Origin of the sequence: Lactiplantibacillus nangangensis (assembly GCF_005405065.1) — a bacterium.
In the GTDB taxonomy this organism is placed as follows: Bacteria; Bacillota; Bacilli; order Lactobacillales; family Lactobacillaceae; genus Lactiplantibacillus; species Lactiplantibacillus nangangensis.
In genome coordinates this window covers 1-17915 of the sequence record NZ_BJDI01000007.1, presented here as the reverse complement: position 1 = coordinate 17915, position 17915 = coordinate 1, and the positions used below count along the sequence as shown (strand labels likewise).

Below are 17915 nucleotides of genomic sequence, written 5' to 3'. Positions count from 1 at the left end.
GCCCAATAGTCGGTAGAATGTAGTCAAGTTGAGGAGTTGAACAGACATGCATACGAAAAAAAACTTAAATAATGATTGGCGATTCCACTTTGGCGAGCTAACTGAACCAAAGCGAACGGCCAAAAAATCGATGGCGTTTGGTGGCTTGACCGCCCCATTGCCTAATGAAACTGGTGAGCGGGTTCAGCCAAGTGCTGGCGGTGTTAATTTTCTAAAATTGATTGCTCAAGGAAACATTGAAAATGGACTGCGTAATTTGGCTGGAACAGACCTTGAAAGCCAACTCGATGCGAGTTGGGAAAAGGTGACCTTGCCACATGATTGGCAGATGTCACGGCCTTATCAAAATGATCCGCAAAACTTAATGAGTGGGTCAAAGCCGGCTGGAGTCGGTTATTATCGGCGCACATTTACGTTGTCAGACGAAGTTATTGATCGGAATCGGGTCATCTTACACTTTGATGGCATCATGCGGATGGCTGATGTTTGGTTGAATGGGGCTTATCTGGGTCATAACAATAGTGGTTATACTGCGATGGATATTGATATTACTGAAATGGCGCATTATGGCGCTGAGGGCGACAATGTCATTCTGGTACGTGTTGATACCACAACTGGGCCTGAGGGTTGGTGGTATGAAGGTGCCGGCATTTATAAGCCGGTCTGGTTAGAATTCTTGCCGCTAACTTACATTGATAATGATAGTATTTATGCTTATACTACCGAGTTAACGGCAAATGAAGCCAAAATTGCTTATGAATTTTCAATTGTGAACGCGCATGAACAAGCAGTGACAGTCCAACCACAAGTGACCATCGTCGATCAAACTGTCAAATTAGCAACGACAACGGTCTCGGCTTTAGGTCAACGAACTTTTAAAGGTGAAGTGACTGTTGACCAACCCCGTTGTTGGACACCAGAAACGCCTAATTTAACGACGATTGGTGTGGCGATTGATCAAGATCAACTGCAACGGCAATTTGGGATTCATACTTTTAAGTACGATGAAAATGGGTTTATTTTAAATGGTCAGCATTATGAATTACACGGCGTCTGTGAACACCAAGATATGGCCGGTGTTGGGACGGCACTGAATCAAGATTTAATGGATTATAAAGTCAGTGTGATGAAGAAAATGGGGGTGAATGCTTGGCGTAGCAGTCATCAATTTGCCTCAGAAGAACTATTAAGTGCTTGTGATCGCTATGGCATCATTTTAATTGATGAAAATCGACTCTTGGAAACGACACCTTGGCGATTAGCTGATTTACAGAAAATGGTTAAACGGAGTCGGTTACACGCTGCGATTGCTTTCTGGTCAATTGCCAATGAAGAAATTATTGGCAATACTGCGCTAGGTGGTCGGATGGCCAAAAAACTGGTTCAAACCATCAAAGGATTGGATCGCGAGCACCTGATTATTTCTGCCGAGTTATTGAGTCCAGCCGGAACGGTCGATGAAGACTATTTGGCAAACTTAGATGTCTTGGGCGTCAACTATCCTGAAGCTGGTGTCATGGGTGCCGGTGCAGAAATTATCAAGCAGCAACATCCGCATTTACCAATGATGAGTACTGAAAATGCATCATACTTTTCAACTCGTGGTGCGTATCAGGATGATGCTGATCATTGCCAGGCCAACAACTTTGGTTCGATGTATTCAATGGTTTTACCTGGGAAACGTCAGCCTGGTGACCCCGGTGTTGGTGGGACTGCTCGCCCTGAAACTGTCATGGCCTATTTGAAAGCTCATCCTTATATGGGCGGCGTCTTTCTCTGGACTGCGATGGACTACTTTGGGGAACCTTCACCATTTGGCTGGCCAGCAATCAGCTCACAATTTGGGATTACCGATACTGGTGGGTTGCCAAAAGACTATTACTACTACTATCAAGCCCATTGGACGACTAAACCGATGGTACACGTCATGCCACACTGGAATCAGGCTGGTTTAGCTTTGACTGCCGCTGGTGACGTTGCCGTCCGCGCTTTCAGTAATGCGGAAACGGTCGAACTATTTGTGAATGATCATAGTTATGGTCGCCAAACGGTCGTTGATTGTGAAGCTAATTGGCAAGTTCCTTATGCAGCTGGCACCTTAAAAGTGGTGGCGTTGGATCATGATGAGGTTGTGGCAACGGATCAGCGAGTCACTAGTGAAGTAGCTACTGAAACGGTTGTTGAGCCTTTGTTCAACGGTAAAACGACTGAAATTTATCGCGTAAAAGCACTAGATGTTAAGCACCACTTGGCACCCATGGCTAATGGGCAACTACAAGTTTCAGTCACTGGCGGACAGGTGCTTGGTTTAGGTAATGGCAATCCTGCTGATCAAGATAACCAAGGTCGGCAGCAGATTCACTTATTCAATGGTTATGCAGTAGTAATCGTGCATAAAACGGCACCAACCGTTACAGTAACGGCCAAGTTGGCAGTCGCAGTTGGCGTCTAGTTAACTAGACGCATTTCAACGACCTGCGAAATGGACACAGCACATCTGATTTTTGGCTATGGTGAAAGCGCTATTTTCACCATATACTTTAATCGTTGAATGAAAGCGCAATCATTATCGATTTTAAATTTAGGCTAATTTTGAAAGGAAGTTTCGCTGATGACAAAGAAAAAAATAGCTTTAGCAATCGGAATTTTAAGTATGAATTTATTGCTCATGTCAGGCTCCGTTGTGGGGGCAGCTATTGCGGCGATTAGTAAGTCATTTCCAACTGAACCGATCTCAAAGGTTCAAATGTTAAGTTCGATTCCACAATTAGGTCAATTAATTGCAACGTTACTACTTACTTGGATTACTTATCAATTAACACGTAAAGGGATTGGGTTACTAGCGGTCGCATTTGTTGCAATCAGTGGCTTGTTACCGGCCTTTTACAACAGTAGTTTGAATATCATTTTGGCTTGCATGGTCGTCTTTGGATTTGGGCTAGGACTAATTAGTAATGTCGTCCCAGTCTTATTACAAGAATACTTTGAAGGCGAAGAACGTGCTACAGTGATGGGCTGGTCCATGGGTTTTAATAACATTGGGATGATGGCCTCAACTGCCATCGGTGGTGTTTTAGGTGGCACCAACTGGCGTAACTTGTTCTGGATTTACGGAATTGCTGTCTTTATTTTCATTGCTGTTTACATCATGGTACCTAAGACACCTAAATTGACCGTGAAAAAGCTTGAAAAAGGCGAAAAGAAGCCTAGTTTTATGAGTAGTGTTAAAGGCTTGAGCGGTTATGTTTATGCAATCTTAATTATTAGTTTTATCATGTCACTGATAATGATGACGTTTATGGCTAACCAATCGATCTTATTAGCTTCTAAAGGCCAAGGAACCACGTATACGGCTTTAGTCACAGCACTTGGGACTATCGGTGGGATTTTAACTGGGTTTGGGTTGAAATATATCCGTAAGATGACCCGTAAAGATACGATGGCTTGGGGCTTCATTGCCTTAGCGTTATCATTCATCTTCATTATCTTCTTCAATAATATTGTGATGCATACGATCGGGAACATGTTCTCAGGGATGGGGATCGTCATGGTTAACGCCACGATTCCATACGAATTGTCCGTTTTAGCTAATCAACAACAATTTCCAGTTGTCATTGCAGCGAATACGCTGATGTCCTCAATGGCCGGGGTTTTAGCACCGATGATTTTGGCTGCTTTGAATATTAGTGCTGGGACCGTTTCCTTCATTACCGGGATGATTTTAAGTGTTGGTATGGCGTTGATCTTGTTCGTCTTCCGCTTTGGGTCACGGGTCGATAAGGCACATCAGCAAAAGGCGACAACAACTGAAAAATGTGTGGTTTCTAACCATACGCAAGCACATGCTTAGTCAGCTAAAAATCGGAAAGTGTCAATCATATGAAAATTGAAACAATTCAGTTAAATAATCAGAACCCACAGGTCACCTTAACCACGTATTTGTTAGCGGATTCACCAGAAGTGTTAAAAGGTCAGTCACGCCCAGCAGTGATTATTTGCCCAGGTGGGGGTTACTTTAGTTGTTCAGATCGTGAAGCTGAGCCGGTAGCGATGGCTTTTGCGGCACAAGGTTATCATGCCTTCGTTTTGAATTATACGACTTATGGTGATGGTGGCTTAGACATGCCAGATTTGTCAAAACCTTTACCAGTTAAGCAGGACCGGCTTTATCCTCACCAGTTACATGATTTAGGCCGAGCAATGATTTATGTGAAACAACATGCTGAAGCATGGCATGTTAACCCAGATCAAGTTGTTGTTTGCGGCTTCTCGGCTGGCGGTCATAACGCGGCACTGTATGCGACTAATTGGGATAATCCCGAGTTGGCCAAGGCGTTGAATGTTGATGCTGAACAATTAAAACCTTGTGCAGCCATTCTAGGGTATGCCTTGACTGATTATGTCTTCTTGCAGCAAGATATTCAGAGCAAGTCACCAATGGATATCAGCTTTATGCGCGCTTCAAACGTCGCGTTCTTAGGCCTTGAAGACCCCACCCCCGAACAGTTGGAAGCAGTTAGCCCAGCTCATCAAGTGAGTGCGACGACCCCACCAATGTTCATTTGGGGAACGGCCAATGATCCATTAGTTTCATGCCAGCACGCGATTAAAATGGCTGGGGCACTCGCAACCGAAAAGATTCCGTTTGAATTGCATATTTTTGAAAATGGGCCACATGGGTTAAGTTTGGCGACACCCGCAACAAGTGAAGCCAAAACGCAAGTCTTCCCAGACGTTGCGGCGTGGACGACGTTATGTGCAACTTGGTTAAAGAAGCACGTCCGTTTACCACTCAATGCGTTATCTGACTTTGAAAAGATGGTACAATCTGGACAGAGTCACTAATTAGCGAGACGCTGATTTAGATAGCAATAATGATCTACTAAATATTAGATAATTGGATAAACCCGTCTGCATATTTTGATGCTGATGGGTTTTCTTTTTAAGACTGTGAGGAAAATAATGACTAGTTTAAAATTAACGATTGATCAGTTTAAGGCAACTGGTTTGGATTCGTTGAGGTATCGTGAAATTCGCGATGTTACCTATGTTCAACGGCCAGTCGACGCCATTCAAAAGTTGAACGTTTTTGTGCCAGAAGGGTATTTTGAAAATCAAACGATTAATGGCTATACACGTGAAACAGCACCAATCTTGATGCCAAATACTGTTGGGGGTTATATGCCTGGTCCAAGCGATTATCCAGGTAAGACTGAATGGCCCACAAACTCGAAGACGATCATTGCAGCTCTAAAACATGGTTATGTTGTGGTTTCGGCGGGACTACGTGGCTGGCCGACAACTGACTCAAACGGGAATTTTATTGGGAAGGCACCAGCGTTTATTGTTGATATGAAAGCCGCGATTCGCTTTGTCAAATTCAATGCGGAGACAATTTTTGGAAATACTGATCGGATTATACCCAACGGCACTAGTGCTGGCGGTGCGACAGCCGCATTAGCTGGAACAGCTGGGAATGCCCCTTATTTTGACAGTGCACTTTCGGTATTAGGGGCGGCACCAGCGACTGATGATGTTTTTGCTGTTTCGAGTTATTGCCCAATTCATAATTTGGAACATTCAGATGCTGCTTATGAATGGGAATTTAGTGGCGTCAATGATTGGTATCGGCAAAAAATCACTGGTCCGCTTGATCACCCAGTTTTTACGCCATGGCAAGGAACACTCAGCGAAACAGAACAACACTGGTCGTATGAACTAAAGCAGCAGTTTATCACGTACTTAAATTCCTTACACTTAACGGATACTGCGGGTCATCAGTTGGACTTAGATACGACTGGTAATGGGTCCTTTAAAAATTTGATTATCAAATTATTGATGGCTTCGGCGCAACGGGCAGTGGATGCAGGGGTTGATGTTCATAAATATCAAGGAATTAAAGTTGAAGCTGGGCGAGTTGTCGGAGTTGATTGGTCGGCCTACTTGAAATCCTTGACACGGATGAAAGCTGTCCCAGCCTTTGATGACTTAAATTTGGAGAGCCCAGAAACGCATTTGTTTGGCGACCATGAAACTAGTGCGAAACACTTTACGGCATTTGGACAAACTCATTCACAAAAGCCTTCCGTGATGGCACCAGCAGAGCTGATTGCTGCAGTTAATCCGATTACTTATATTGGTCAGTCAGACAATATTGTTGCAAAGCATTGGCGAATCCGGCACGGTGCCGCTGATCGTGATACGTCATTTGCAATTCCAACGATCTTAGCAGTTATGCTACAAAATTCAGGTGCTGAGGTTGATTTTCAATTGCCTTGGGATACACCACACAGCGGGGACTATGATTTAGCAGCGTTATTTGATTGGGTTGATCAAATTTGCCACAAATGAGTCATCGAATTTGGTGGTGAAGTCCGGCAAGGTGAATTATCGGAAAGTAGCGGTTTATTTGTGTTAGTCATCAGATAAGAAAGACTGTTAACATATGCTATTATAGGAATAAAACGAGTATGGAGGTTCCCATGGCAGGATATGACGCAGATATTGATATTATGATGCAGGCGACAAAAGATTTGAAAACGGTTCACCGACCACTACCGGAAAAAGTGACTGGTCAGGATGTCAACCAAGAAATGGCTAAGCTAGCAGGGTTTATGACCGATACGGATGCGCTCAGATGTGTTGGCGGCAATCCTAATTGGTTAAGAAAAGTAACCACGAACTTGGTTCTTATTCAACGCGTTTTATTTAATCGTACGGTTTGGCAGATAACCGCCAATTCTTTAGTAGATGGTATTCTGGTAGGATTAGCAGCCACTAGCCGAACTGACCGGGAGTTAGCGATGCACGTGGATGTGGCTGATTGGTTATGTCGATACCTGATGGCTAATCACCTAGTGTTAGATCGACTGGATCTAGCTGGTCGCTTTTGTCGGGAGGTTACACGTCGGCGATCAGATCTCATGATAATTGTGAAGCAACGCCGAGCAGCTTCATCTGAGCTGAGATTTGATCGTGACTTTTTCAGAAATACGCCAGTGAAGTTGGTTGATGACGAGCAGACCGATTTTTTCACTCAAGTGGTGCCATACGAGAAAGATTTTAATCCCGCGGCTGTCGATTTCAACCAATTTATTACTGAAGTTGCTGCTCAAAATAGTCCGGCAAGATTACAAATTTCCTATGGCTTCTTTGACCCTTTTAAACATATTGCCGACAGTTTATTAAGCTTAGTAGCTGATGGTGAAAATGAAGAGAGCGGATTGGTGCCCTTCTTTCAAGAGCTTTGGTATTATGCACCAGCTTGGACTATGGCAACTGTCCTGGCCACTTTGCAGGTTTACCATCAATTCTTGAAGTTTTGTTTAACTCAGCAACTGATGGACGCACAAACTTATGCCGCTTTTTTAAGAGTCGGTAGTCGGCAATTAGTGGTCAATTATCTGGGTAGTCGCCTGGCCATTGGCACCAAGGCTGAATTAGATGCAATATTCTCGAAGCCGAACGGGACCCTGAATATCACTAAAGCCCGTCAAATAATGCAAGGCTGGCAGATAAAACCAAAAACGTTTGATTTTGTGCCGGAACGGAAACCCAATCTAGCTTTGAAGCGTGTGTTAGATGATCATCAGTTAGCCCTGGAGTTAAATCGGGCACAAAGGTACCTAGCTGAATTGGAGAATATGATTAAACTGCCTTTTGATGTCGCTGACAAGCAGCTCTATCACAAAGTTGTTTTACAGATTCATGCAATCATGGTGAAGAAGTACAATCGTCGTTTGCGTCAATGGACACTGGCAAGTTTAGCTGAATGTTTACAACACTTTTTCGAGGAGAATGGATACTTAGACTTGAAGCCAACCTTTTTTAGGTTCTTTGAACTGTATCTTAATCATTTGGATGATGAAGGGGCCTTAGGGAGTTGGGAAAGCTGCGGGTATGCACTTGAAGTCTCTTATCTTGGGTATTTAGTTGCTAGCACGAATCGATTATCTGCGAAAAATAAACGTTAGCCAAAATCGCCCCGTGTATTCAATAAAAAATTTTGTTAAACTAAATGTATCAGCTTTATCAGAACCGCAACGCTGATGATTAGGATCGTTGCGCAAATCTAGACAGTGTTATTAGAACAAAAGCAATCCAGTTGAAAACCCTAGCTTCCATGGATCTAGCCAAGTTTGATATCAGCCGACCGCACTAGTGGTTTGTCATTGAACCTAGGTTATGCCATCACGCCAATCCAGATTAACTATTGGAGGGTACTTCATGGAAGAATTATTTGTCAAAAAGCCGATTCCACAGGCTTATTTTCAACTGGCATTGCCAGTCGTTTTCGGGATGTTAGCTAGTATGATCTACAATCTGGCTGACACCTTTTTTGTGTCACAAACCCAGAATACCGCGTTAGTTGCGGGAGTCGCACTCTGCACGCCATTATTTTCATTTATGCTGGCGGTCGGTGACATCTTTGGCCTCGGTGGGAGCGCCCTAATGTCGCGCTTACTTGGTAAACAGGATATCGAGACGAGTCGCCGTGTCAGCGGCTTTAGCGCCTATATTGGGATTGCAACGGTACTAGTTGTCACCGTCTTATTGTTAGTTTTTGAACGGCAAATTTTGACCCTATTCGGCGCGACAAGTGAGACGTATCAGTATGCAGCCCAGTTTTATCGTATCATGGCGTTTGGCGCGTGTTTCATTATCTTTTCGTTGATTCCAAGCAACATGATCCGTACAGAAGGTTTGGCCACGCAGTCGATGATCGCCACGATTTCTGGGACAGCTTTAACAATTGTGCTCGACCCTATCTTCATTTTCCCATTAGGACTGGGTGCGGCCGGGGCGGCCTTGGCAACGGTGATTGGCTATGCGTTAACGGATGCCGTCTTGATTTATTTTGTTCTGAAAAAATGTCAGGTCAACAGTGTCGACTGGCGTCAAACCCACTTAACAGGAACATTGATTAAATCGATTCTCTTGATTGGGATTCCAGCTTCGATTACCAATTTGATGCAAAGTTTCGGGACAGCTTTATTGAATAACTATTTGGCCCATTATGGTGCTAGCCAAGTGGCAGCGTTCGGGATTGCTAGTAAAATTTACATGATCGTGATGTTACTGATCGTTGGGTTTGCGTTCGGTGTGCAACCTATGATTGGATATAACTTTGGTGCTCGCGAGTTTAAGCGTCTCAAACAGATTATCCATTTTGATATCTTTGTCGAAGCAGGTTTGGCCTTCGTGTTAGCAGCCATCTTAATGATTTTTGCACCAACCATTGTCAGCTGGTTTATGCCACAAGCAGTCATTGTTAAAGCGGGTATTCTGTTACTTCGTAGCTTGTTAAGCACGACCCCATTGATTGGAGTTATCCTCGTCTTTACGACACTCTTTCAATCGACTGGTCAGGCACTCGGGGCCTTTATCATGTCGATCTCGCGGCAAGGGCTTGTTTTTCTCTTGGTCATTGTCATTGCGGATCACTTATTTGGCTACTTGGGTGTCGTTTGGGCGCAACCGATGGCAGATATCATCACGGTTTTGATTGGTTGCGGGTTTTATTATTGGAAATTTAAGCCGTTACTCAAGGCATAAATAGGCTTATTAAATCAGGCGTCAATTAATGATTACTAGCAGTAATCGTCAATTGACGTTTTTTTAAGGCTAAAAACCATTAAAAACTTAATGGTTGGCTTACAATTAGTCTAATGAAACGACCAAAAAAGGGGAGTCACTTATGAGCAAAATGCACGCGGTAGTCGTCACCCAACCAGGTGGGCCAGAAGTATTGACGTATTGTAAAGTTGAAAAACCAACCGTTAAACCGGGTTGGAGTTTGATCAAGGTCCGTGGGTTTGGGATTAACCATTCTGAAGTGTTTACGCGCCAAGGTCTTTCACCAAGTGTCAGTTTTCCACGAATTTTAGGGATTGAAGTGGTCGGGGAGGTTGCAGAATCAACCAATCAACCAAGTTTAGCAGTGGGACAAACGGTCATGTCTTTTATGGGCGACATGGGTCGGGCTTTTGATGGTAGCTATGCGGAATACGTGCTGTTACCCAATGACCAGATTTATCCGGTTACGACGGATTTGTCATGGGCAGAATTAGCAGCCATTCCAGAAACCGGCTACACGGCATATGGTGCTTTGTTAGGGTTGCGGTTGCAGTCTCAGGATCATTTGTTGATTCGAGGCGGCACGAGCGGGGTCGGTGTGACAGCTGCTAAATTAGCCCATGCATTGGATTCGAGCATTCAGGTCACGAGTACCACCCGCAACGCTGCCAAAACGGACTTATTAACTGGGGCTGGTGTTGATCAAGTCTTGTTGGGTGGCGAGGACCCATTGCCTGCTGCGTCACGCTTCGACAAAGTGCTAGATTTGATTGGCCCTAAAACAGTGAAGGATTCGTTACAACATTTAAATCCTGGTGGCATTGTCAGTTCGACTGGAGAACTTGGTGGTCAGTGGAACTTAGAAGATTTTGAACCAATTGCGGCCATTCCAAATAATTGTTACTTAACGTCCTTCTATTCAGGGGATGTCGATGATGGTGTCTTACAGGATTTGTTGGATTTGATTCGAAATAAACAGGTCGATTTGGCACCGGCTAAGGTCTTTAAGCTCGCTGAGGTGGCCGAAGCTCATCGTGAGATTGAGGGCAAACATAATTTTGGCAAATTAGTTGTCGTGGTTTAATCGGGTAGACTCGTCAAAAGTGGCGAGTCTTTTTGCTAGGGTGCCGGCCTCAGAGTTCAATTCTGCTAATTTTACTGTTATGATTGAGCATAAGCCTTTTATAGGGTGCGACTTAAATTAAGTTGAAATTGGAGGATTAGGATGACTTTTGCAGATTGGTTTAATTTTCGCGGACGGGTAAAACAGGATCAAGTGTTGGTTAAAACAGTTGATGGTCAAGAAGATACAAAAGTAATTCCAGGTTCATTTAACTTACTAGCTTTCTTATTCACTTGGTTCTTTGCCTTGTTTACTTATCGCTATCGAACGCCATTTTTTATTGTGAAGGCGTTGGTGCCATTTTTAGCCCTGATGACGGTTAATATGTTGGCTGGTGTGTTGTTTAATACGCTGGTTCAAGCAGTCATTAATTTACTTGGCGCCTTCTGGTATGGGGCGATGTTCAACACATGGTTCCGTAATCAATTACTCGTCAACGGGTATCAGGTTCAAAAGACCGCCGCTTAAAGTGACTCTGGGAATGACAAGTTTCCAGAGTCTTTTTTGAACAAAGGATGCTACTGATTAGTAGCGTTTCGGCTGCTATAGTGTTAAGATTCACTTATTAAATGAAGTTGAGGAATGACTTGTGACGACGCTTGAGGCACTTAAGAGCTTAAAAACATTAGTCGAACGTAATCAATTCAGTTTTGTTAATCGACGAGCTGCTCATGCAAGAACTGTGACGACGGCGCTCGCTAAAATTGTTATTGCTCAAATGACAATTGATGATTTTGTAAGATATGTCGAAGATTGGGGCTGTCATGGCGAGTATCTCTGGATATTTGAAACTCAGTTTGGGGAGACTTATTACATTAAGTTCAAGTTTTTATCGAATGATCAGGTTAAATTTATTAGTTTTCATATTTCCAAATATGCGAGGTGAACCAAATGGAATCAACTTATGTCAAAAATTATACGAACACGTTTATGATTCATGACCATGAATACACGGTGACAGCACCGGCCCGCTTTGATTGTAAAACTCACCAGATTATAGCGGATAATGAACTAGATGATGTTGCAATTGAGCTGGCGAATCAGCAATATCGCGATCAATTTAAACTTGTTACGCCTCGAGAAATTAAGGCTTATCGTGCCAAAATTAGGCTAAGTCAACGTGAGCTAGCAGAATTATTGGGATGGAGTCCAAATACGGTTGCTTTATATGAAACTGGTGCCTTTCCATCGAAAGCGAATAATAAATTGTTGAAAGCTTTGATTGCACAGCCACAGTTTTTGATGGCATTTACAGTGCAAGACGATGAGTCGCATGCGATGGAAATCAATGAAAAGGTTAGTCAATATCTACATGTTAAGCATTAAAACTAATGACTTGTCATTATCGAAACGGATAATGACGAGCCATTTTTTGTACATTCAGCCAAAATATAACTCATAGTAATATTCTATATTGGAATTGATTGTATATACAATCCTGACTATACTAAAATGGAAACGATTACAATGATGGGAGGAAGTAATGATGACGGTAGCGATGATTGGCACTTGGCGGATGGCGTATGAAGGGTTAACGGAAGGCTTGAACCAACTAAAGGCTGGCGGGCATAGTGGTGATGCCATTGAGACGGCCATTAAAATGGTCGAGGATTACCCGTTCTTTAAGTCGGTCGGATACGGCGGCTTACCGAATGCCGAAGGGTTAGTGGAAATGGATTCAGCGTTTATGGATGGGGATTCCTTTGCGGTGGGCGCTGTAGCTGGGATCAAGGATATTAAAAATCCGATCTCGGTGGCGCGTCATTTGAGTAACCACCATTTTAACAGCTTCTTAGTGGGGGCGGGGGCGACGGAATATGCCGTCTTAAATGGCTTCGAAGTCAAAGGGATGCTCACTGAACGGGCCAAAAAAATTTGGCAAAAGCGCAAAGTCGAGATTCAAACAAAGAATCTGAGTCCCTACGATGGTCATGATACCGTGGGCATGGTCAGTTTGGATGCACAGGGGTCGATGTCAGTGGGGACGTCAACTTCCGGCTTATTTATGAAGAAACCGGGACGGACGGGCGATTCTGCGCTAGTTGGCGATGGCTTCTACTGTGACAGTGAGATTGGCGGGGCGGCTGCGACCGGCCTCGGTGAAGACATTATGAAGGGTTGCCTTTGTTATGAGATTGTACGGTTAATGGGTACGGGGCTCACACCGCAACAAGCTTGTGATCAGGCGGTTTATCCGTTTGTTGAAAAATTAAAAAAGCGGTATGGCAAGGCGGGTGAATTTTCACTGATTGCCCTCGACAAGGCTGGCAACTGGGGTGTAGCCACCAATGTTGAGTTTACCTTTGCTGCTGGTGACGGGGAACACGGCGCTAAAATTATGATGGCGACTCCCGGAGAAGCTGGGACGACCAAAATTGAGCCAATTACACCGGCCTGGTTGGCGGCCTATGAGAAACGTATCAAGGCACCAATCGACTAGTTAACACTTAAATCAAGGACTGTTTAGGATGAAAACATATCTATATCTTGAAGTTGCAGATCAGCTGCAGGGCGACATTGACGCGGGGGTCTATGGTGTCCATCAAAAGCTACCTTCTGAAAATGATTTGGCGGCACGCTATCAAACGAGCCGCTTAACGATTCGGAAGGCCGTTGACGTTTTAGAAAAACGACAAGTTGTCGTCAAGGATCGTAATCGTGGGACATACGCTTTAGCGACGACGGCCAAAATATCGAGTGGGGCGACTGGCTTGGCAGGATTTACCGAAGTTGCGAAAAGCCTGCATTTAGAACCAACGACGCAAGTCTTAAAGTTACACGTTTTAACGACCTACCCAAAGGCCATTAAAGCTGGTTTGCGCCTAGAAACGGCCGAACCAGTGTGGCAAATCGAGCGATTGCGCCTGGTTGATCGTGAGCCCATGACGCATGAACAAATTTATATTCCCCGAAAGTTATTACCGGAATTAACGGCAACCAAGGCACAAGGGTCACTATATGATCTGATTGAAACTCACCTGGCGATAGCCTATGCGAGTCAAGAGTTGGAAGCAATTCAGTTAGATGAACCGACAGCGAAATTATTAACAGTTGCTCCTGGTTCGGCGGCATTTTTAGCCCATACGATTGCATTTTCGGTTGATGGCTTTCCAATTTTGTACGATGATTCCAATTATCGTTCAGATAAGTATACATTCCATAACATTCTTTATCGGCATCACTAGAAAGAGGGGAGTTTCATGAAAGTTATTGTCTTGTTAGATCAGATTCAAGCGGGGCTCGGTGGCAAAGAAAAAGCTGATACTGAGCTAGGTGGTAAGAAGCTCGCGATGGGGGCAGCCGAGACCCTTGCCAAAGATTTGGCTAAAAAAGACGGCAGTCTCATGGCGACGTTTTATTGTGGAACGGCTTATTACCAAGCCAACACCGACTTAGTTCAGGGAAAAATTACCCGGATGTGCGAAAAGATGCAGCCAGATGTGCTGCTAGTCGGGCCAACTTATGACTATCCGGATTTTTCTCGGATGGCTTGTGAAGTTGGTCTAGCTGTACAAACGGGTTCTAAGTTGCCAGTGGTGGCAATGGTTGCGTCCGAAAAGAATACTGAGTTGCTTTCAGAATTCAAGACGCAATTAGATATTATAAAAATGCCTAAAAAGGGTGGCGCTGGGTTATCGGATGCGATTGACCATGCCTTGGCCCTTTGCCAGTTGAAAGTGGCCCACGCGGATCGTAGTGAATTTGTGAGTCAGTATTGTTACTGAATTAGATTTACTTGTTAGCGCCGTTTTTTAACGCCGCCCGCCCACCTATTTCAAACAAATATTGCAAGAAGGTGCAGGATTATGCAAAAAAAATTCGAACAAGTTTTGATGCCGGTTGCGACTAAGATCGGTAACAACGTGGTGTTAAGATCATTGCGGGATGGCTTTTTGATCATCACGCCGTTGATCATTGTCACTTCCATGTTCCTATTGTTTGGTAACTTTCCGATTCCCGGTTGGGCTGATTTTTGGACGGGGATTCTTGGCAAGCAGTGGACCGATTGGTTCAGTGCGGTGTCCAATTCTGTTTTCAGTTTTACTGGCTTATTATCATGTTTTGGGATTTCCTATGCGTACGGCCATAATCGTGGCCTCCATGCGGTCAATTCCGCCGCTGTTGCCATTATTTCTTTCTTAATTTTGACGCCGACATCAGTACAAGCCGGGAAAAAGTCTGTTAGTGCGGTTGAAACGGTCTTTCTTGGACCAAACGGGATCTTCTTAGGTATCTTAACTGCCGTTATTAGTGTTGAGATTTTCAGATTTGCAGTGAAAAAGAACTGGACGATTAAGATGCCGGACGGGGTGCCACCGGCCGTAAGTCAGTCTTTTGATGCGTTAATTCCAAGTGCCTTGGTCGTACTATTCTTCTTCTTTGTCCGGATCATGTTCAGTTTGACGGACTTTGACACGGCTTATAACTTTATTTATTCGATGCTCCAAGCACCGTTGAAGCACGTTGGAAATTCGTTACCGTCTGCCGCTCTTTACAACTTCTTAGCTTCCTTGTTATGGTGTTTCGGGATTAATGGTCCAACCATCACCAACAGTGTTTGGTCGCCAATTTTCTTCGTCTTGTCGCAAGATAACTTGCGGGCCTGGCAAGCGGGTAAAGAAATTCCGCATATTTATAACCAACAATTTATTGATATGTTTACGACCTATGGCGGCGGTGGGAGTACGCTCTCATTGTTAATTATCATGTTGACGATTTGTCGTTCCAAACGAGTCCGAGAATTGGGTAAATTAGCCATCGTCCCCGGTATTTTCGGGATCAATGAACCGATTATCTTTGGACTACCGGTCGTCTTAAATCCGATTATTGCGATTCCGTTCATCTTGGTGCCGGTCGTGAATACGGTGTTGTCCGGGATTGTCTTCTCGTTAGGTTGGGTGCCGCTCACCAATGGCGTCATGCTGACGTGGACGACACCACCAATTATTTCGGGTTGGCTATCCACGGGGAGCATTATGGGGTCGGTGCTACAGCTGGTCGAAATTGTGATTGGTGTGCTGATCTATTATCCATTCATTAAAATGCTCGATAATCAGTATTTACGTGAAGAAAAGGCTGCTGAGGTGGCCGATGTTGACATTGATTTTAGTACCGTATAGGAAGTTGATAAAATGACCCCAATTAACCCTGAATTTCAAAGTTTGTTCAATGCGCATGAAACAGCCTTTTTAACGTATTTTGACCAGTTAGTCCAGATTCCAAGTGTGAATGGGCATGCCACATTTGAAGCGCCATTCGGAATTGGTCCCAAACGGGCATTAGATTATTTATTGCGGCTGTCGGCTAAATTGGGATTTCGAACAGGACGTGCGGGCGACTGTGTTGGTTGGGCCGAAGCCGGACCAGTGGATGACCCAGAATTTTTCGGCGTGCTGGGCCATTTGGATGTGGTCGACGTTGAGAACGATTGGCATTATCCACCATTCAAGTTAACCCGCGTGGACGATATGCTGTACGGGCGTGGCACGTTGGATAACAAGGGGCCATTGCTCGCAACGCTGTTAGCTTTATTTTTGATCAAAGAACAAGGGGTGCCGCTCAAACACCGCGTCCGAATCATGTTTGGGACGGATGAAGAGTCGGGCAGTCGTGACATCCCACGATACTTGGCGGCGCAACCCGCACCAGCCGCGGGGATTACGCCGGATTGTAAATTTCCAATCGTCTATGGCGAGCGTGGTTTGGTTGATTTAACGTTGACGGCCAAAATTACTGATGGCTCGTTAGCGCAGTTGAAATCGCTGACCGGCCCATTTGATCGCAGCTATTTGCCAGACCAAGCCACTGTCGGGTTAGCTGACGGGACGGTGACCAAATTTGTCGGCAAAAAGGCACCCAGCAATGCGCCGGATATGGCTGACAACGTCTTACCTAAGGTGGTTGCGCAACTGAGCCAGCTCGCCGGTGAAACTGGAGACTTCTTTCAGTGGTTGGCCGGTAAAATTGGGCAACAGGTGGATGGTCAACGGTTAGGACTAGACTTTGAAGATGCGGCTTCTGGAAAGTTACAGCTTTCCTTTTATCAAGTGTGCCTTGAAGCGGGACAATTAACGGCGTCGATTTCGATGCGTTATCCGATTTCGGTGACCGAATCACAACTCTTGACCCAACTGCAGTCGCAATTAGCACCAAAAATGGCAGTCACAATCAATCGTAGTTTTCCTTCCAAGCTATCGGATCCAGATCAGCCGTTCATTCACCGTTTCTCCCAAATTTATACGGCGGATACTGGTTTGGACGGGACGCCGGTGACCACAACTGGGGCGACTTATGCGCGGGCAATGCCAAACATTGTGGCATTTGGCCCCTCGTTTCCAGGCCAAAAAGGAATCGCTCACAAAGGTGACGAATGGCTAAAGTTGAGTGATTGGCAATTGATGATGAACATTTACTATGATTGCTTGTTATCGGAATTAACCTAACTATCATTGTCGCCTCCAGCTATATAGTAGTTTCAGCCAATTGAGTCGGTTGTTCTTGAACTGGCTGCGCGGGCTGACCATTTAATAATTGTGTTAGTAATTTTAAAAGTTGATTATGAAAGTTTTAGTTAGTCAATAAAGGTTGAAAGCAAAAAAATTACTGATTCGTCCCGCTGTATCAATTGTCGCTTCCGGTTGTTGTGGATAACATGCGGGCGAGGGACCGGGACAAGCCTCAAAAACGTCTTGCCCCTCGTCTGGAAGCCTTGCACAAAACCGCAAGTCTCCCAGACGGTCCGTGGTGTAAGACCGGAAAAACACCGGTCAAACGCCACATACACGCCCGATGCTATCCACAACAACCTACAGCTAGTCAACTATTTTAATTAGCTAGTTGTTTATAGATAGCGGAGTCAGCCAGAGTTGATGTGCTGTGTCGGCAAGATTAGCCGGTGGTCTTGGCCGACAAATCTTGTCGGGCAATTCAAAGACGTGGTTTGTCGGCTTTGAATTGAGGCGCCAGACCGCACTTTGGCTGGCACCGTCCCTCATAGCACACCAATTCTGGCTGACGTAGCGCTGCAACATATAAAATCATTTTAGGCATAGTTAACACTGGTATTGCTGGACTTATGAGTAATTGTTACTTGCAACCTTTAGTTAGCCAATCCAAAAAGGCACTTGCTTACGCTAATTTGTACTAGTCCCTGTCAAGTTGACAGATGAAATAATATAATTTTGCGAGTGTTGCTTAAGCGGCTTCACTGCGGTAT

At 44.6% G+C, this 17915-nt stretch carries 15 protein-coding genes; all 15 read left to right on the top strand.

The features are described from left to right. Positions 1 to 46 precede the first annotated feature (46 nt). The 15 genes from FFM70_RS06885 (at position 47) to FFM70_RS06815 (ending at position 17142) form a co-directional block, all read left to right on the top strand. Entirely contained in the window at positions 47 to 2452 is a 2406-nt protein-coding gene (locus tag FFM70_RS06885; RefSeq protein WP_137616115.1) for a glycoside hydrolase family 2 TIM barrel-domain containing protein, read from the top strand. Between the two features lie 159 nt (positions 2453 to 2611). Further along, the gene (locus tag FFM70_RS06880) at positions 2612 to 3850 is read left to right on the top strand and encodes an MFS transporter (RefSeq protein WP_137616114.1); all 1239 of its coding nucleotides are present in this window, start codon (positions 2612 to 2614) and stop codon (positions 3848 to 3850) included. A gap of 29 nt (positions 3851 to 3879) precedes the next feature. Continuing rightward, entirely contained in the window at positions 3880 to 4845 is a 966-nt protein-coding gene (locus tag FFM70_RS06875; RefSeq protein WP_137616113.1) for an alpha/beta hydrolase, read from the top strand. A 117-nt stretch (positions 4846 to 4962) separates the two neighbouring features. Next, a complete protein-coding gene (locus FFM70_RS06870; RefSeq protein ID WP_137616112.1) occupies positions 4963 to 6351 on the top strand; it encodes a subtype B tannase in 1389 nt (462 codons plus the stop codon). 131 nt (positions 6352 to 6482) lie between these two features. Next, positions 6483 to 7973 (top strand): hypothetical protein, encoded by a 1491-nt coding sequence (locus FFM70_RS06865; protein ID WP_137616111.1) that lies wholly within the window; start codon positions 6483 to 6485, stop codon positions 7971 to 7973. Positions 7974 to 8226: 253 nt separating this feature from the next. Then, positions 8227 to 9555 (top strand): MATE family efflux transporter, encoded by a 1329-nt coding sequence (locus FFM70_RS06860; RefSeq protein WP_137616110.1) that lies wholly within the window; start codon positions 8227 to 8229, stop codon positions 9553 to 9555. 151 nt (positions 9556 to 9706) lie between these two features. Then, positions 9707 to 10660 (top strand): zinc-binding alcohol dehydrogenase family protein, encoded by a 954-nt coding sequence (locus FFM70_RS06855; protein WP_171002329.1) that lies wholly within the window; start codon positions 9707 to 9709, stop codon positions 10658 to 10660. Between the two features lie 141 nt (positions 10661 to 10801). Further along, positions 10802 to 11167: a hypothetical protein gene (locus tag FFM70_RS06850; protein WP_137616108.1), complete on the top strand. Its 366-nt coding sequence runs from the start codon at positions 10802 to 10804 to the stop codon at positions 11165 to 11167. A gap of 121 nt (positions 11168 to 11288) precedes the next feature. Continuing rightward, entirely contained in the window at positions 11289 to 11585 is a 297-nt protein-coding gene (locus FFM70_RS06845) for a type II toxin-antitoxin system MqsR family toxin (RefSeq protein WP_137616107.1), read from the top strand. A gap of 5 nt (positions 11586 to 11590) precedes the next feature. Next, the gene (locus FFM70_RS06840; RefSeq protein ID WP_137616106.1) at positions 11591 to 12025 is read left to right on the top strand and encodes a type II TA system antitoxin MqsA family protein; all 435 of its coding nucleotides are present in this window, start codon (positions 11591 to 11593) and stop codon (positions 12023 to 12025) included. A gap of 160 nt (positions 12026 to 12185) precedes the next feature. Next, a complete protein-coding gene (locus FFM70_RS06835) occupies positions 12186 to 13139 on the top strand; it encodes a glycosylasparaginase (protein ID WP_137616105.1) in 954 nt (317 codons plus the stop codon). A 28-nt stretch (positions 13140 to 13167) separates the two neighbouring features. Beyond that, on the top strand, positions 13168 to 13884 hold the full coding sequence (locus tag FFM70_RS06830; RefSeq protein ID WP_137616104.1) for a GntR family transcriptional regulator, LSA1692 subfamily: 717 nt from the start codon (positions 13168 to 13170) through the stop codon (positions 13882 to 13884). Between the two features lie 15 nt (positions 13885 to 13899). Next, positions 13900 to 14424: a GrdB-related putative oxidoreductase gene (locus tag FFM70_RS06825; RefSeq protein ID WP_137616103.1), complete on the top strand. Its 525-nt coding sequence runs from the start codon at positions 13900 to 13902 to the stop codon at positions 14422 to 14424. Between the two features lie 81 nt (positions 14425 to 14505). Then, positions 14506 to 15819 carry a PTS sugar transporter subunit IIC gene (locus FFM70_RS06820; RefSeq protein ID WP_137616102.1) on the top strand — a complete coding sequence of 438 codons (1314 nt, stop codon included), beginning with the start codon at positions 14506 to 14508 and terminating at the stop codon, positions 15817 to 15819. A 12-nt stretch (positions 15820 to 15831) separates the two neighbouring features. Further along, positions 15832 to 17142 (top strand): Sapep family Mn(2+)-dependent dipeptidase, encoded by a 1311-nt coding sequence (locus tag FFM70_RS06815; RefSeq protein WP_137616101.1) that lies wholly within the window; start codon positions 15832 to 15834, stop codon positions 17140 to 17142. Positions 17143 to 17915: the final 773 nt, after the last annotated feature.